Genomic DNA, 17109 nt, shown 5'->3' with positions numbered 1-17109 from the left:
TATTTTCTCCTCCGGATTATTTGCCGAGCTGGCCGTCGACCAGCGATGTTTCAAGCGGAGCAGGGCGCTCTGCCTTGGTGGTGATGGAAACGGTCGTGCCGCTGTCGGATGCCGTCTGGAAGGCTTCCATGACCTCCAGTACGTGCAAGGCAAGATCGCCATTGGCGCGGTGCGGGCGGTTCTCGCGGATCGCATGGGCCATGTCGGCGACGCCGATGGAACGGTAATTGCCGTCGGCATAGGGTGACGACAGCGCCTGCGGCTCGAACTGGCCGCCCTTTTTCAGTAATTGCACTTCGCCGCCGAAATGGTTGGGATCGGGCACGATCAACGTGCCTTCCGTGCCGTAGAGTTCCAGCGGCACGTGTTTGTGGCCCGCCACATCGAAGCTCATGCCCACCTGCACCACGGCGCCATTCTGGAAGGCCAGCACGCCGGAAACATGGGTGGCGACATGGACCGGGATTTTTTCACCGTTTTTCGGCTCGCTGGTGATGAGGCGTTCATTGCGCGGCGCGATGGCAAAGCCGGCCACTTTGGCGACCGGCCCAAACAGGTTGACGAGATCGGTGATGTAATAGGGTCCCATATCCAGCATCGGGCCGCCGCCAACCTCGTAATAAAAGGCCGGGTTGGGGTGCCAACGCTCATGGCCGGGGCACATGAAGGTGGCCGTTCCGCCGACTGGCTGGCCGAGCACGCCTTCATCGATCAGCCGGCGTGCGGTCTGGTGCCCGCCGCCAAGGAATGTATCCGGGGCCGAGCCGATGCGCAGGCCCTTGGCCTTGGCCGCATCCGCAAGGCGTTTGCCCTCGGCGAAATTGATGCCGAGCGGCTTTTCGGAATAGGCGTGCTTGCCGGCGTCCAGCGCGCGCAGCCCCACCTCCACATGCGCCTTGGGAATCGTCAGGTTGACGATGATCTCCACGGAAGGATCGGCGAGAAGCGCGTCGATGCTGGTTGCCTGAAGGCCGAATTCATCGGCGCGGGCTTTCGCTGCCGCCTCGTTCATATCCGCAAGACCGCGAATGTCGAGAATGGGAAACGACGCCATGGCCTTGAGATAGGCGCTGGAGATGTTGCCGCAGCCGATGATGCCGATACCGACCCTGTTCATGTGATTTCCTCCCGTAAATCAGAAATGCTTAAAGCCTGCCGCTCCGCCCTGATGGCTAAAGCGCCGGCCCCGTCGTGTTCCATGGTGATTCGTAAAGTTCGTAGAGTGCTACGGCTGCAGCCCCCTGCGCCCACAACTCATCGCTCGCAACGTCGAAAACCAGCTCCGCGACGCCGGCCAGCGAAGGCGGCACAGCGGCGTTGTAGCTGTCGCGGATGCTGGCGATGAAGGGCTCGCCAAGTTCGAGGCTGGAGCCGGTGATGATGACCCGTGGCGGTGCAAACAACGTGACGATATTGGCAAGCGTCAGGCCCAGTGCCGCGCCGGCGCGCAGGGCTGCGGCAATGAGATCGTGATCTTCAGCCGCAATTAGCGCATGGGCGTGCTGCATGCCGCGACCAAGCCGGATCGCTTCGGCAAAGCGCCCGTCCACCGGGCGCGAGCCTAAAATAGCGTTTTCACCCGCCTGACTCGCCAGCCGCACTGTGCCTTCATTGGCAAGACCGATGACGAGGTCGCCGAGATTGTGGCTGAGGCCGCCGGCACCGCGAAACAACTGGTTCTGGTGCAAAACGCCAAGCCCGAGCGTCTGTTCAAGCGAAATCAGCACCATGTCTTCCAGATCGCGCGCATGGCCGAACCAGTGGTGAGCAAGGGTAATGGCGTGAGCGTCGCTTTCGATGATGGTCGGCGAGCTAAGACGCGCCGTCATTTCCTCGGCGAAATTGACGTTCACTTCGCGCAAAATCGGGCTGCTGCGGATTTTCCCGGTGCGATGTTCGATGACGCCGGGAAGGCCGAGACAGACCATGTCGACATCTTCCAGCGACAGGCCGGCATCAACCACGCAGCGGCGAACCCCGTCTTCCACCAGATCGGCGATGACGCCAATCGGCTGGCGGTCGACACGGATCGGCAGGGCGAGGGTGGAAAGCACATTGCCGCAGAAATCGGTGACAACGAAAACCATGCGGCTTGCGGCGATCTTGGCGCCCACCACGCGGGCGGCATCCGGGTTCAGCTCCAGCATCACCCGCGGCCTGCCGCGCGCACCTTCAGTGCGGATATCACCGAGATGACGGGTCAGAATTAGCCCGTCATCGAGCAGCGACGCGGTAATCGCCGAAACGGTGGTGGTGGAAAGCTGCGTTCTTTCGCTGATTTCCACGCGCGAGATTGGCCCGTGGCGGCGGATGCTGTCCAGCACGCTTAGCCTGTTGATCGCGCGCATCAATTCTGGGTCTGCGGTCTTCATGGTGTCCTGCTGCGATCAATGCCGGTTCGAGAACCGATTTATGTCGGGTTGCGGATTAAATAACGGTCTAGGGGAGGGGTGTGTCAAGCGGTTCACGCAAAAAATCGGCATGGCGCCTTGACATTATGCGAGGGCTAATGTGAATTAATCCGCATTGGGGAATAAATGAGGAAATCCCCGAGGGAGGATCACCATCATGACGATTTGGCACGCAGGCGCAAGCCTGAGCGGCAGGCTGACAGGCTTTGCCACAACGACAAGCATTGCTCTCATGCTCGGCACCGCCAGCGCCTCGGCCGCGACGGTGGTTAAATGGATGCATGTGGAACTCGACCCGAAAGCCGTGGCCGTCTGGGAGGAGATTGCCAAGGATTTCGAGACAAAGCACCCCGATGTGGATGTGCAGTTGCAATTCCTGGAAAACGAAGCCTTCAAGGCGAAGTTGCCGACTTTGCTGCAATCCAATGACGTTCCGGATTTTTTCTATAGCTGGGGCGGCGGCGTTCTTGAGGAACAGTCCAAAACCGGTGCGCTGAAGGATCTGACCGAGGTTTTCGACGCCGATGGCGGCAAGCTGCGGCAGGCCTATAATGCTTCGGCGATCGACGGACTGTCTTTCGATGGCAAGGTCTGGGCCGTACCTTACAAGGTCAGCCTCGTCAGCTTCTTTTATAACAAGGAGTTGTTTGCCAAGGCCGGCGTGAAGGCGGAAGACATCAAGAGCTGGGACGATCTTGGCGCCACGGTCAAAAAGATCAAGGAAGCCGGCATCGTGCCGATTGCCGGTGGCGGCGGTGAAAAATGGCCGATCCATTTCTACTGGAGCTACCTCGTCATGCGCAATGGCGGGCAGGCCGTGTTCGATGCCGCCCGCAAGGGTGAGGGCGAGGGTTTCATGGATCCGGCCATCATCAAGGCCGGCGAGCAGCTGGCCGAGTTCGGCAAGCTGGAACCCTTCCAGCCCGGCTATCTCGGCTCCACCTGGCCGCAGGCGCTCGGCGTCTTCGGTGACGGCAAGGCGGCGATGATCCTCGGTTTTGACAATACCGAAGCCAACCAGCGCAAGAATGCCGGTGATGGCAAAGGACTTGCCGCCGACAATATCGGCCGCTTCGCATTCCCCGCCGTCGAAGGCGGTGCCGGTAAGGCCACCGATACGCTGGGCGGCCTGAACGGCTGGGCAGTCACGAAAAACGCATCCAAGGAAGCGATCGATTTCGCGACATTCCTGACCAGCAAGGAAAGTGAAGAGAAGATGGCGGCCGCTGGCATGATCCTGCCCGTTGCGACGGGTGCGGATGGTGCGGTCAAGAACCCGCTGTTGGCGGATTCGGCCAAGCAGCTTGCCGGTTCCACCTGGCACCAGAACTTCTTTGATCAGACGCTGGGCGCTGCCGTCGGCCGCGTCGTCAATGATGTCTCCGTCGAGATCGTCTCCGGCCAGATGAGCGCGGAAGAGGGTGCCAAGCAAATTCAGGATGCTTTCGAGCTTCGCTGATTGTCACCTGCATTGCGGCCGCCGCGCTAAAACGCGGCGCCGCGATATCTGCATAAAAGAAAGCGGATAGAGATGACGGATATTTCCATGACTTCTGCGTCCATACCGACGCGCGGCGCGGCAAAGGCAAAACGCAAGCAAAGTTCGGTTGCGCATGATCGGGCGCTGACGCTTCTGGTGTTTCTGCCGCCGGCACTGTTGCTCTTTACCCTGTTCGTCATCCTGCCCATGGGCGAGGCGGCGTGGTACAGCCTATATCGTTGGAACGGCTATGGCACGCCGACGGATTTCGTGGGCTTAAGGAATTTTCAGGTCCTGTTCGGCAATGCCGCATTCTCGCAGGCCCTGCTCAATAACGGCCTCATCATCCTGATTTCCATTCTGATCCAGATCCCACTGGCCATCTGGCTCGCCACGATGCTGGCGCACCGCATTCCGGGCGTCGTCGCCTTCCGGCTGGTGTTCTTTCTGCCCTATGTGCTGGCGGATGTGGCCGCGGGTCTGATCTGGCGTTTCGTTTATGACGGCGATTATGGCCTCTTCGCCGCCATTTCCAATTTCTTCGGCTTTGCCAACCCTTACGTGCTGGCCGACAAGGATGTGGCGATCTATGCCGTGCTCGGCGTCATCGTCTGGAAATATTTCGGTTTCCACATGATGCTGTTCATCGCCGGCCTTCAGTCCGTCGACAAGAACGTGCTGGAAGCCGCCGAAATCGATGGCGCTTCCGGCTGGCAGAAGTTCCGTTATGTCACCCTGCCGATGCTCGGCTCCACCGTTCGCCTGTCCGTCTTCTTTGCGGTTATCGGCTCATTGCAGCTGTTCGACATGATCATGCCGCTCACCGGCGGTGGCCCGTCCAACTCCACGCAGACCATGGTTACGTTCCTCTACACTTACGGCGTCATGCGCATGCAGGTGGGGCTTGGCAGTGCGGTCGGCGTCGTTCTTTTCGTCATCTGCGTGACGCTCGCCTTCGGTTACAAAAGGATTTTCATGCGCCATGACTGACACATCCACCTCCGTCCGCATGCCGCTGCAAACCAAGCTTTATCTCTATATATCGCTGAGCCTGATCGCGGCCATCGTGCTCATCCCGTTGCTCACCACCGCACTTGGTGGCTTCAAGACGCTGGGAGACCTGCGCGTCAACCCGTTCGGCATTCCGGCGGAATGGCAATGGGCCAATTACGGCGATATTCTCTTCGGCAAACGTTACTGGCTGCAGATTTTCAATTCGCTGGTCATCGCGCTGTTGACGGTGTTCCTGACGCTCACCGTTTCGGCCATGGCGGCCTTCACCTTCGCGCATGTGAAGTTCTTCGGCTCGTCATTCCTGCTCAATTATTTCCTGCTGGGGCTGATGTTCCCGGCGGCCACCGCCATCCTGCCGCTGTTCATCCGCATCCGCGATCTCGGCCTGCTCGATACCTATTGGGGTGTGGTGCTGCCGCAGGTGGCCTTCGGGCTTGGCATGAGCATTCTCCTGTTTCGCAATTATTTCCGCAATCTGCCGGAGGAACTGTTTCAGGCCGCCTTTGTGGATGGCTGCGGGTACCTGCGCTTCTTCTGGCACATTTCCCTGCCGCTCTCGCGGCCCATCGTCGCCACCGTTGGCATCGTTTCCTTCGTTGGCAGCTGGAACAGCTATATCCTGCCGCTGATCATGCTGAATTCTGAATCGAAATATCCCTGGCCGCTCGGCATCATGGTTTATCGTGGCGAATTCGGCACCGAGTGGCAGCTGGTGCTCGCCTTCATCACGCTGACGATCCTGCCGACCGTCATCGTCTTCTTCCTCGCACAGAAACACATCATCGCGGGCCTGACGGCCGGTGCCGTCAAATCGTGACTTGAAAGGAGCAAAACATGGCTTCCGTCGAACTTAGGGATATCCGCAAGTCCTATGCCGCGCTCGATGTCATTCACGGCATCTCGCTTGATATAACGGATGGCGAATTCATCGCGTTGGTCGGCCCTTCCGGCTGCGGCAAGTCCACGCTTTTGCGCATGATCGCCGGGCTGGAGGAAATCACCGATGGGGATATCCTCATCGGCGGCACCGTCGTTAACGGTATGACCCCGCGCGAGCGCAACATCGCCATGGTGTTCCAGTCCTATGCGCTTTATCCGCATATGACGGTGGCTGAAAATATGGGCTTCAACCTGAAGCTTGCCGGCCAGCCGAAAAACGTCATCGAGGAGCGGGTGGCGGAGGCCGCTCGCATGCTCGATCTTGGCAAGCTTCTGGATCGCAAGCCCTCACAGCTTTCTGGTGGCCAGCGGCAGCGCGTCGCCATGGGCCGCGCCGTGGTGCGCAATCCCGCCGTTTTCCTGTTCGATGAGCCGCTGTCCAATCTCGATGCCAAGCTTCGCGTGCAGATGCGCAGCGAAATCAAGACTTTGCACCAGAAAGTTGGCACGACTTCCATCTACGTCACCCATGACCAGATCGAGGCGATGACGCTGGCGGACAGGGTCGTGGTGCTCAATCACGGCCGCATCGAGCAGCAGGGTACGCCGCTCGAACTTTACAAGACACCGGCCAATCTCTTCGTCGCCGCCTTCATCGGCTCGCCGGCCATGAACCTCATCGAAGGCGTTGTCGATGGCGAGGGTGACCAGCCTGCCGCCCGGCTGAAGGACGGAACAGCGATCCGTATTGCCGCGACACGTAAGGTCAAGCGCGGCCAGCCGGTGACGATCGGGCTTCGCCCCGAACATATCGGTTCGACCATCGGCGGCGATATATCGCTGTCTGGCCGCACCGTGCTGGTGGAGCCGACGGGAGCGCAGACCCATGTTGTCTTCGAACTGGCGGGCGATCAGGTGACGGCGGTGGTGGATGGCGAGCAGCCGGTCAAGGTCAACACCTCCTTTGCCGCTACCGTGCATCATGAGCGCGTGCATGTGTTCGACAGGGCGAGCGGGCTGGCGCTTTAGCCGGTTTTCGCTTTTTTAGTGAAATAGCGAAATTCTCTCGCCCCTCCGCTTTTGGGGCTTGTTTGAAAATTACGACCGGTTAGCTTGGCGCTGGGAGCCAAAGCGGTTTTACCGCTTAACTGTATCGATACAGGGAGGAGTTTTTATGAGAACGATCAAGGGACCGGGTATTTTTCTCGGCCAGTTTGCCGGTGATGTCGCCCCTTTCAACAGCTGGGACAGCATTACCAAATGGGCGGCGGAAAAGGGCTATGCCGGTGTGCAGGTGCCGACATGGGCAGGGCAGCTGATCGATCTCAGAAAAGCGGCGGAATCGAAGGATTATTGCGACGAATTTGCCGGGGTGGCGCGCCAGAACGGTGTCGAGGTGACCGAGCTTTCCACCCATTTGCAGGGCCAGCTGGTTGCCGTTCACCCGGCCTATGACGAGGCTTTCGACGGTTTTGCAGCACCTGAAGTGCGCGGCAATCCGAAGGCCCGCCAGCAATGGGCGGTGGAGCAGGTGAAGCTGGCGCTGAAAGCGTCGAAAAATCTCGGCATCAAGGCGCATGCGACATTTTCGGGCGCGCTCGCCTGGCCGTTCATTTACCCCTGGCCGCAACGCCCGGCCGGTCTGGTGGAAACCGCCTTCGATGAGCTGGCGAAGCGCTGGACGCCGATCCTCGATTATGCCGATGAGCAGGGTGTGGATGTCTGCTACGAAATCCATCCGGGCGAAGACCTGCATGATGGCGTGACGTTTGAGATGTTCCTGGAGCGGGTGAAGAACCACAAGCGCGCCAACATGCTCTACGATCCCTCGCATTACATTCTGCAATGCCTCGATTATCTCGACAATATCGACATCTACAAGGACCGCATCAAGATGTTCCACGTCAAGGATGCGGAGTTCAATCCGACCGGGCGGCAGGGCGTTTATGGCGGTTATCAGGGCTGGGTGGAGCGGGCTGGCCGCTTCCGCTCGCTGGGTGACGGGCAGGTTGATTTCGGTGCCGTCTTCTCGAAAATGGCCGCCAATGATTTCGATGGCTGGGCCGTGGTCGAGTGGGAATGCGCGCTGAAACATCCTGAAGACGGTGCCCGTGAAGGCGCGGAATTCGTCAAGGCGCATATCATCCGCGTTACGGAAAAAGCCTTTGACGATTTCGCATCCGGTGGCACCGACGATGCGGCCAACCGCCGTATGCTCGGGCTTTAAAAGCATTTCAGGGGAGATATTATGGCTATTGAAGGAAAGACAACCGACAAGGCGAACAAGCGGATTCGCCTTGGCATGGTGGGCGGTGGTTCGGGCGCATTTATTGGCGGCGTTCACCGCATGGCCGCGCGGCTCGACAATCGCTTCGATCTCGTGGCGGGCGCCCTGTCCTCGACGCCGGAAAAATCCATTGCCTCGGGCCGCGAACTCGGGCTCGATCCTGAGCGTTGCTACGGGTCCTTCGAGGAAATGGCCGAAAAAGAGGCCCTTCGCGAAGACGGTATCGAGGCGGTGGCGATCGTCACGCCCAATCATGTGCACTATCCCGCCGCAAAGGCGTTTCTGGAACGCGGCATCCATGTCATCTGCGACAAGCCGCTGACCTCCAATCTGGAAGATGCCCAAAAGCTGAAGCAGGTGGCCGACAAGGCCGATGCCCTGTTCATCCTCACGCATAATTATACCGGCTATCCGATGGTGCGGCATGCGCGGGAACTGGTGGAGGCCGGTCAACTCGGCAATATCCGTCTGGTGCAGATGGAATATCCGCAGGACTGGCTGACGGAAGCGGTGGAACAGACCGGTGCGAAACAGGCCGTCTGGCGCACCGATCCGGCCCAGTCGGGCGTCGGCGGTTCCACCGGCGATATCGGCACCCATGCCTATAATCTCGGCTGCTTCATTTCCGGTCTGGAAGCCGATGAGCTGGCGGCGGATGTGCACACTTTTGTCGAAGGCCGACGGCTGGATGACAATGCCCATGTGATGCTGCGCTTCAAGCCGAAGGATGGCAAGCAGGCGGCCAAGGGGCTTTTGTGGTGCAGTCAGGTGGCCGTTGGCCACGAGAACGGGCTGAAAATCCGCATTTACGGCGACAAGGCTGGCATCGAATGGACGCAGGCCGATCCGAACTATCTGTGGTTCACGAAGCTCGGCGAGCCGAAGCAGCTCATCACCCGTGGCGGCGCAGGCGCTGGGGCCGCGGCGGCACGCGTCACCCGCATCCCGTCCGGCCATCCGGAAGGTTATCTCGAAGCCTTCGCGACCATATATACGGAAGCGGCCCATGCCATCGAGGCCCGCCGCACAGGCTCTGCGCTGGACAAGGCGGTTACCTATCCAACCATCGATGATGGCGTCAAAGGTGTTGCCTTTGTTACGGCCTGTATCGAATCCGGCAAGAAGAACGGTGGCTGGGTGAAATTGTGAAATGGGTTCGGGTATGATCTCCATGCCCGGTCCGGATTGAAAATGCGCTGCGAGCCTTTTGGGGCTACGGCGCTGAGCAGCGGCTTATCAATCAAAGGACCCGCACGCGTGCGGGTCCTTTTCTGCAACCGGTATCTTATATTTGCGAGGCTTCGACCTGCGGCACCACGCCACGGCGGGATGCCATGAGCGATGCGCCGAGGAGTGCCGCTATGGCCACGAAGACGAAGACCATGGTTGCACCCTGAAGGTCGATCAGCAGGCCGCCCAGAACCGCACCGCTGGAGATGGCGATCTGGAAGGTGGTGAGCAGCAGGGCGCCGGCGCTTTCGGCCTCGTCTGAAGCAACCCTCGTGATGAAGCTCTGCACACTGACCGGAAGTGCGCCGAAAGCGAAGCCCCAGGAGGCGATGGCCAGACCGGCGACAAGGGGCGATGCGCCGGCAATCACCAGAACAGAGGCGGATGCGGCGATCAGGGTGGCGGCGAACGTCACCGCCCATGCCGTGTTTTTCTCGGCGAGGAAACCGCCGAAGAGATTACCGAAGAAGCCACCGATACCGTAAACCAGCAGGACCAGCGAGATCGCCTCGACGCCAAGGTGCGGCACATCTTCGAGGAACGGGCGGACATAGGTGAAGCCGGCAAAGTGACCTGCGACGATGAACAGCGTCGTCAGAAGGCCGATCCTGACCTGCGGGCGCTGCAGCAGCCGGAACATGGTGGCAAGACCGGGCGCACCGGCTGGCGGCAGGGACGGAACGGTGAGCAATTGCACGAGAAGTGCAATGACGCCAAGCACGCCCGCAACGACGAAGGCCGCACGCCAGCCAAGTGTCGCGCCTATCCACGCGCCCACCGGTGCGGCGCAGACGGTGGCGACCGAAACACCTGTCAGAATGATGGCCATGGCGCGTGGCATCTTATCCAGCGGAACAAGCCTCAGCGCCAGCGCCGCCGACATGGCCCAGAAACCGCCAAGGCCGATGCCGAGCAGAACGCGTGATGCAAACAGCATGAAAAGACCGTTGGCAAAGGCGGCAAGCGTGCTGGAAATGATCAGCAACGTGGTAAGCCCAAGCAGGGTCCAGCGGCGGTCGATGCTGCGTGTGCCGATGACGACGCCGGGACCAGCCACCGCTGCTACCAGCGCGGTGACGGTGATGGACTGGCCGGCAATGCCGGAACTGATGGAAAGATCGGCCGATAGCGGCGTCAGAAGGCTGACCGGCAGAAATTCCGCCGTTACCAGCCCGAAGACGCCGAGTGAAAGGGAAACCACGGCGGCCCATTTCGCATCCGGCTCTGTCTTGCGCGGCGTATATTCAAGTTCGTTGATTGTCCGGCTATTCATGAAAATCTCCTGATGCGCATTGCGGGAATACGCTCTGAAACGGAATGGCGAAACGACGAGGCCGGGGGAGGCCGGTCCATCGCCTGCAAATCGATGGTCGTAAGCTATGCGTGACAGGCCGGCGTTTCCATGCTAGAAAATCCTTATTACTTAACCAAACGTCCGAATTTGTGAGATGTCATGAACGATGCCCTGACGGAAATGCTGCGAGGTCTCAGGCTTGACGGCGTCGAATATGGCCGCTGCCGCATGGCTACGCCCTGGGCGACGGCCTTTCCCGAACAGGAGGCGGCGCGGTTTCATTTCATTGGCGTGGGACAGGCCAAATTGCAGAAACCTTCCGGGGAGTGGCTGACGCTGACATGTGGCGATGCGGTGCTTCTGCCCCGCGGCCACGCCCATGTGCTGGGCAGCGGCGAGGGTGTGACGCCCGCCCTGTTCGATCGCTTTGGCAAGAAGGAAGTGTGTCAGGGCATTTTCGACATGCAATGCGCCAGCGCCGGCGGCGACACGGTGGCGTTCACGGCCTCGATGCGTTTCAACATGGATAATCTGCATCCGCTGTTGCAGCTGATGCCGGATGTGATGCTGACCAGCGATCTCGCCAAAAGCGATCCGGCCATTCCGCATCTCCTGGAAGCCATGGCGCGCGAGGTGGAACTGAACCGTGTTGGGGCCGGGGGCATTCTGGCACGGCTCGCTGATGTCCTGACGGCGACTTTGATCCGCACATGGGTGGAACATGGCTGCGGCGATTCCAGCGGCTGGCTTGCCGCCGTGCGCAATCCCGAACTTGGGCGGGTGCTGGCCGCCATCCACCTCACCCCCGAAAAGGACTGGAGCGTGGAAGAGCTTGCCTCCCTGATGGGCGCATCCCGGTCCAGTTTTGCGGAACGCTTCACCCGCGTGGTGGGGGAGAGCCCGGCGCGCTATGTGGTGCGCATTCGCATGCATCAGGCGCGGCTATGGCTGCGCGAAGGCATGCGTGTGACGCTGGCGGCGGAAAAACTCGGCTATGATTCCGAAGCCTCCTTCAGCCGCGCTTTCAAACGCGTGATCGGCGCACCGCCCAGCCAGTTCCGCAGGAAGGACACGGCAGGGCTGGAGGATGCGGCTTAAAAGCTTCAAACAAGCCGGATAAGATATTGCGTGAGACGCCGTCCGGGGAGCAACCACCATGAGCATTGCCGACGACGCCCGATTCTGGAACCGGACAGCGCGGAAATATGCCGAAGGCAGGATTGCGGATGAAGCGGGATATGAGCGCACGCTGGAGCGAACCCGCGGCCTGCTGAGGCCGGAAGACAGTATATTGGAACTGGGCTGCGGCACCGGGACAACGGCAATCCGGCTGGCAGGCGGTGTCAAAGACTATCTTGCGACGGATATTTCCACGGACATGATTGCGATTGCGCAGGAAAGAAAACACGCCGCCGGCTCTCTCACCAACCTCGTTTTCAGCATTGCGACCGTGGAAACGCTTGTGCCTCACCCTGCGCAGTTTAACGCGGTTCTGGGTTTCAATTATCTTCATCTAGTCCGTGACCTGCCCGGTGCATTACAGCACATCCATTCCCTGCTTGCCCCGCAGGGGCTGTTCATCACCAAGACACCCTGCGTCGGGGATACGAACCCGTTTATCCGCCTTCTCCTGCCGGCGATGCGCGCAATCGGCAAGGCCCCCTATGCCGGCGTCTTCAGCGCCTCCGGGCTTGGCCGGCATATAACCGCCGGAGGTTTCGATATTCTGGCAACGGAAATCCATGCCACAAAGGGCAACGACAAGCGCCCCTACATCGTGGCGCGCAAAAGGTGAGCTGAGCCCCGTCTCAGTGGAAGTTGCGGGAAATGACCTTTATCCGCTCCACCTCATCCTCATCGCGGGCGGTACGTGGCGGGCGCTTGCTGATGGTGCGATGATCTTCCGGCGGCATGCCGTGGTGGAACTCATCGCCACGCCCATGCGGCAGGGGGAATGCGTGGTTGCGTTCGCCCACGCTTGCCAGCGCTTCCGACAGATCGGTCAGCCGGTGGGCGACCAGATGCACCACTTCGCCCTCCCGCTGGATTTTGCCGTAAATGCCGACCATGCCGGCGGACAGCACCACGCGCCGGTATTTTTCGAAGGTCTTGACCCACAGCACCGCATTGGCAATGCCGGTCTCGTCCTCCAGCGTCATGAAAATCACGCCCTTGGCCGAGCCGGGACGCTGGCGCACCAGCACCAGACCCGCCGTTTCCAGCCATGTGCCGTCACGCACACGCACCGCCTCCGCGCAGGTGACAATGCGGCGGCGGGAAAGATCGCGCCGCAGGAAGGTCATGGGATGTTCGCGCAGGGTGAGCCCCACATGACCGTAATCCTGCACCACCTCGCCGCCATCCGTCATGGGCCTGAGCGCGACGGCCGGTTCCTGAAGCTCGTCCACGACAGTATTTTCCCGGCTGGCGGCGGCGGCGAAAAGCGGCAGCGGCTCATCCCGCAAAGCCTTGATGGCCCAGAGCGCCTCGCGTCTGGCAAGCGAAAGCGACGGCAGAAAGGCATCCGCTTCCGCAAGGCAGACGAGGGCAGCGGCAGGAACGCCGGCCCTTCGCCAGAGATCATCTACCGAGGCAAACGCCCGGTCCTGCCGGCCGGCGACGATATCGGCAGCGTGTTTGTTGGAAAGTCCCTTCACCAGACGCATGCCGAGCCGCACGGCATAACGTTCTTTGCCATTGGTGTCCGTCTTGCCGGTCGGTTCCAGCGTGCAGTCGAAGCGGCTGTTATTGACGCAGACCGGGCGCACCTCCACACCATGATCGCGCGCATCGCGCACGATCTGGGCCGGGGCATAAAAGCCCATGGGTTGCGAATTGAGAAGCGCCGTGCAGAAAATATCGGGATGATGGCACTTCAGCCATGAGGAGGCATAGGCGATCAGCGCGAAGGATGCCGCGTGGCTTTCGGGAAAACCATAGCTGCCAAAACCTTCGAGCTGTTTGAAGATACGTTCGGCGAAGTCCTTGTCATAGCTGTTCGTCACCATGCCGGTGACTAGTTTTTCCCTGAATTTGGAAATGGTGCCAACGTTCTTGAAAGTAGCCATGGCTCGACGCAACTGGTCAGCCTCATCTGCGGTGAAACCGGCGCAATCCATGGCAATCCGCATGGCCTGTTCCTGAAACAGCGGGACACCCAGCGTCTTTTTGAGGATATTTTCAAGCTCCGGTTTTTCATACCGAACGGGCTCTTTTCCCTGACGCCGCCGCAAATAGGGATGTACCATATCTCCCTGAATGGGGCCGGGACGGACGATGGCGACTTGAATAACAAGATCGTAAAATTTGGCGGGCTTCAAACGCGGCAACATCGACATCTGCGCCCGGCTTTCGATCTGGAAAGTGCCGAGCGTGTCTGCTTTTTGGATCATTGCAAACGTTGCGGGATCATCCGGTGGCATCGCAGCAAGATCGTATTTTTCTCCCGTACGCGCCTCCAGCAGATCGAAGCCACGCTTCATGCAGGAAAGCATTCCAAGCGCCAGGCAATCCATTTTCATGAACTTCACGATATCAATATCGTCTTTATCCCATTCGATGATCTGTCGATCATTCATGGCGGCTGGTTCGATCGGTACAAGTTCATCCAGCCTATCATGGGAAAGTACGAAGCCGCCCGGATGCTGGCTGTGGTGACGTGGCGTGCCGACAAGCTGGTTGGCTAACTCAAAAGCGAGTTGCAGGCGACGATCCTCCATATTGAGGTTCAGTTCCTTTACCTGCTTTTCACCCACCCCCTCGCTCCAGCGCCAGACCTGCGAAGACAGAAGTTTGGTCAAATCCTCCGGCAAACCTAGTACTTTACCAACATCTCGCAATGCCCCTCGACCACGATAGCGGGTGACGACTGAACAAAGCGCGGCTTTATCGTGGCCGTAGGTTTTGTAGACCCATTGAATAATTTCCTCACGACGCTGATGCTCGAAATCCACGTCAATATCAGGCGGTTCACCTCGGTTTTCGGAAACGAAACGTTCAAAGACGAGATTGCTGAAGCGAGCAGGATCAATGGCAGTGATACCAAGGACGAAACAGATAACCGAGTTTGCCGCCGAACCGCGTCCTTGGCACAAGATATCCATCTTACGTGCCTGTCGGACGATAGCACTCACGGTCAGAAAATAGGGGGCGTAATTTAACCTGCCGACAACATCTAACTCATGATGCAACGCCTTTTCCACCTTCTCAGGCAAACCCTTCGGATAACGCCCCGGCACCGCTTCCCATACCATCTTCTCCAGCGCCTGCTGCGCCGTCAGCCCCGGCAGACTACGCTCCTCGGGATATTGATAGACCAGTTCCTTCAGCGAAAATTTGCAGCGTTTCGCAATTTCAAGGCTGCGGGAAAGCGCTTCAGGGTAACGGGCAAACAGCCGGTGCATCTCTTCCGGCGGTTTCATGTAACGGTCGGCATGGCGTTCGCGCCGAAAACCCGCCTCGTCGATGGTGCAATTATGCCGGATGCAGGTGACGACATCCTGCAGCATGCGCCGCTCGGGCACATGAAAGAGCACATCATTGGTAACAACAGTCGGTACACTTGCGACCTGCGCCATCTCTGACAGTTCGAAAAGCCGCATCTGGTCGTTGGGGCGTCTTCTGAGGCTGAGTGCCATATAGGCCCTGTCGGCAAAAGCAGCTTTGAGACGTCGCAGCCGCAGTGCGCAAAGATCATCCGCGAGGTCAGCGAGCAACACGACGATCAGGCCTTCGCCATAGGCGACGAGGTCATCCCATGTCAGCCGGCATTTGCCCTTGCCACCCCTTTTCTTACCGACGGAAAGCAGCCGGCAAAGCCGGCCGTAGGCCGGGCGATCCATGGGATAGGCAAGCACGGAGATATCATCATCCAGATCGAGCCGGCAGCCGATGACGAGGCGGATGCCATGATTATTGGCCGCTTCATAAGCGCGGGGAATGCCCGCAAGGCTGTTGCGATCCACGATGCCGAGCGTCTCGATGCCCAGATTTTTGGCCTGTTCGAACAGCTCCTCACAGGAGCTTGCACCGCGCAGGAAGGAGAAATGGGTGGTCACCTGAAGTTCGGCATAAAGCGGCGTATTCATGCGAAAACCCCGTGGATGAACCAGCCCTGCGAGCCGGTCTCGGCATGTTCGCCGTCACCGGAACGGAAAATCCAGAAGCGCTCGCCGTTTTCATTTTCCACCGTGAAATAATCGCGCACGGCGGCCTTTTCCCGGTCGCGTTTCCACCATTCGCCGAACACCCTCTCCGGCCCGTCGGCGCGCCGCACATTATGGCGCACGCCTTTCCAGAGGAAATAACGCGGCGGATGATCCGGCAGCAGCGCCAGCGTCTCGATGGGTTCCGGCCTTGCAAAAAGCCTGACCGGACGCGGCCAGTGGCCGGACCAGCCGAGCGTATCCTCAGGCGCAAGCGCCGCAACGGGGGTAAGGGAGCGTTCCGGCACATCGCTTGCCACTGCTGCATAACGATAGACCCGGTGACCGCGATTGAGGATGACATCGACCGTATCGGCGATGTCCGCACGGCCTTCCTCCAGAAGCGAGGATCGGGCCTGCGCGGCAACAAGTGGCTCGGCATAGGTGGCAGTCAGCACCATCATCTCGATGCCGAAACCGGGATCGATGGTGTCGATACGGTCGGTCAGAAGCCGGACAAGCTGTTTGACATCGCGCACCGGTCTGGAGGTGCCGGCCCGCACCGCCTGCAGGCCGCTATCCACCCGGTGCAGCACCATATCGACACGGCGGGCGCCAAGGCCGCGCTTTTCCAGCGCGACACAAAGCTCCATAACCAGTTTTTGCGTATAGCGGGCAATCGTCTCCGCCGCTGCAATGGGTTCGGGAAAGGCGCGCCGCACCTCCACCAGTTCAGCCACCCGCACCGGTTCTATGGGTTCGCCGATCTCTCCGGAAGCCTGGGAAAGACGGCGCACGAGTTCGGGGCCGAAGCGCAGGGTCAGCGGCGCACGCGGGGCATCGGCCAGCTCGCCGATGCTGCGGAAACCGAGCACCTTCAGCCCGGAAACAATACGCTCTTCCAGCCTGAGCGCGGCCAATGGCAAAACGCTGATTGCCACCCGCTGCCCGCCCGGTGGCACGATGCTGATTTCCTGACGGCCGAAACGGGCCAGCGCATGGGCCGCTCCCCAGCTATCGGCAATGGCGGCGCGGGCGGCAAAACCGGCGGCGTGCAGGCGGTTGACCATGCCGCTCAGCATCAGCGCCTCATTGCCGTGCAGATGGTCCGCCCCCGCCGTATCCAGCACCAGCCCGTCCGGTGGGTCGGCGGCAACGATGGGGGCATAGATGCGCAGGAAATGAAAGGCCAGTTGCTGCAGGGCACGGGCATCACCAGCCGTATCCATATCTTCCACGATAAGGCCCGGCACCAGCGCCTGCGCCTTGCTGACCGGCGTGCCGGGCCGGATGCCCGCCGCCTTTGCCGCCTTGTCGAGCGCCAGCACCAGCCGGCGGCTGCCCTGGCGGCCGATCATGACCAGAGGCTT

At 60.1% G+C, this 17109-nt stretch carries 13 protein-coding genes; 8 read left to right on the top strand and 5 right to left on the bottom strand.

Annotated elements, in window-relative coordinates; genetic code table 11:
• Positions 1 to 16 precede the first annotated feature (16 nt).
• The gene (locus tag FY152_15535) at positions 17 to 1117 is read right to left on the bottom strand and encodes a Gfo/Idh/MocA family oxidoreductase (protein UXS33584.1); all 1101 of its coding nucleotides are present in this window, start codon (positions 1115 to 1117) and stop codon (positions 17 to 19) included.
• 55 nt (positions 1118 to 1172) lie between these two features.
• The gene (locus FY152_15530) at positions 1173 to 2372 is read right to left on the bottom strand and encodes an ROK family transcriptional regulator (protein ID UXS33583.1); all 1200 of its coding nucleotides are present in this window, start codon (positions 2370 to 2372) and stop codon (positions 1173 to 1175) included.
• Positions 2373 to 2568: 196 nt separating this feature from the next.
• On the opposite strand from FY152_15530, the gene FY152_15525 reads away from it, so the two are divergent.
• The 6 genes from FY152_15525 (at position 2569) to FY152_15500 (ending at position 9220) form a co-directional block, all read left to right on the top strand.
• Positions 2569 to 3870, top strand: coding sequence for an extracellular solute-binding protein (locus tag FY152_15525; GenBank protein ID UXS33582.1), 1302 nt, complete (start codon positions 2569 to 2571; stop codon positions 3868 to 3870).
• A gap of 72 nt (positions 3871 to 3942) precedes the next feature.
• Entirely contained in the window at positions 3943 to 4881 is a 939-nt protein-coding gene (locus FY152_15520) for a sugar ABC transporter permease (GenBank protein ID UXS33581.1), read from the top strand.
• Positions 4874 to 5722, top strand: a complete 849-nt coding sequence (locus tag FY152_15515) for a carbohydrate ABC transporter permease (protein UXS33580.1) — start codon at positions 4874 to 4876, stop codon at positions 5720 to 5722. The genes FY152_15520 and FY152_15515 overlap by 8 nt, the downstream gene beginning before the upstream one ends.
• Positions 5723 to 5739: 17 nt before the next feature.
• Positions 5740 to 6813, top strand: a complete 1074-nt coding sequence (gene ugpC, locus FY152_15510) for a sn-glycerol-3-phosphate ABC transporter ATP-binding protein UgpC (GenBank protein ID UXS33579.1) — start codon at positions 5740 to 5742, stop codon at positions 6811 to 6813.
• Positions 6814 to 6958: 145 nt separating this feature from the next.
• On the top strand, positions 6959 to 8011 hold the full coding sequence (locus tag FY152_15505; protein UXS33578.1) for a sugar phosphate isomerase/epimerase: 1053 nt from the start codon (positions 6959 to 6961) through the stop codon (positions 8009 to 8011).
• 21 nt (positions 8012 to 8032) lie between these two features.
• A complete protein-coding gene (locus FY152_15500) occupies positions 8033 to 9220 on the top strand; it encodes a Gfo/Idh/MocA family oxidoreductase (protein UXS33577.1) in 1188 nt (395 codons plus the stop codon).
• Positions 9221 to 9356: 136 nt separating this feature from the next.
• On the opposite strand, the gene FY152_15495 is transcribed toward FY152_15500, so the two are convergent.
• Positions 9357 to 10574, bottom strand: a complete 1218-nt coding sequence (locus tag FY152_15495; GenBank protein ID UXS33576.1) for an MFS transporter — start codon at positions 10572 to 10574, stop codon at positions 9357 to 9359.
• 180 nt (positions 10575 to 10754) lie between these two features.
• Here FY152_15495 and FY152_15490 point away from each other — a divergent pair, with 180 nt between their 5' ends.
• Positions 10755 to 11693, top strand: a complete 939-nt coding sequence (locus FY152_15490) for an AraC family transcriptional regulator (GenBank protein ID UXS33575.1) — start codon at positions 10755 to 10757, stop codon at positions 11691 to 11693.
• A 58-nt stretch (positions 11694 to 11751) separates the two neighbouring features.
• Positions 11752 to 12390 (top strand): class I SAM-dependent methyltransferase, encoded by a 639-nt coding sequence (locus FY152_15485; GenBank protein UXS33574.1) that lies wholly within the window; start codon positions 11752 to 11754, stop codon positions 12388 to 12390.
• Positions 12391 to 12403: 13 nt separating this feature from the next.
• On the opposite strand, the gene dnaE is transcribed toward FY152_15485, so the two are convergent.
• Both dnaE and FY152_15475 read right to left on the bottom strand, forming a co-directional pair.
• Positions 12404 to 15682, bottom strand: a complete 3279-nt coding sequence (gene dnaE, locus FY152_15480) for a DNA polymerase III subunit alpha (protein UXS33573.1) — start codon at positions 15680 to 15682, stop codon at positions 12404 to 12406.
• Positions 15679 to 17097, bottom strand: coding sequence for a DNA polymerase Y family protein (locus FY152_15475; GenBank protein ID UXS35079.1), 1419 nt, complete (start codon positions 17095 to 17097; stop codon positions 15679 to 15681). The genes dnaE and FY152_15475 overlap by 4 nt, the downstream gene beginning before the upstream one ends.
• Positions 17098 to 17109: the final 12 nt, after the last annotated feature.

This window comes from Agrobacterium tumefaciens (genome assembly GCA_025560025.1).
Taxonomy (GTDB): domain Bacteria; phylum Pseudomonadota; class Alphaproteobacteria; order Rhizobiales; family Rhizobiaceae; genus Agrobacterium.
Note: the sequence above shows the minus strand (reverse complement) of the source record. Positions and strands in the feature narration are given on the sequence as shown.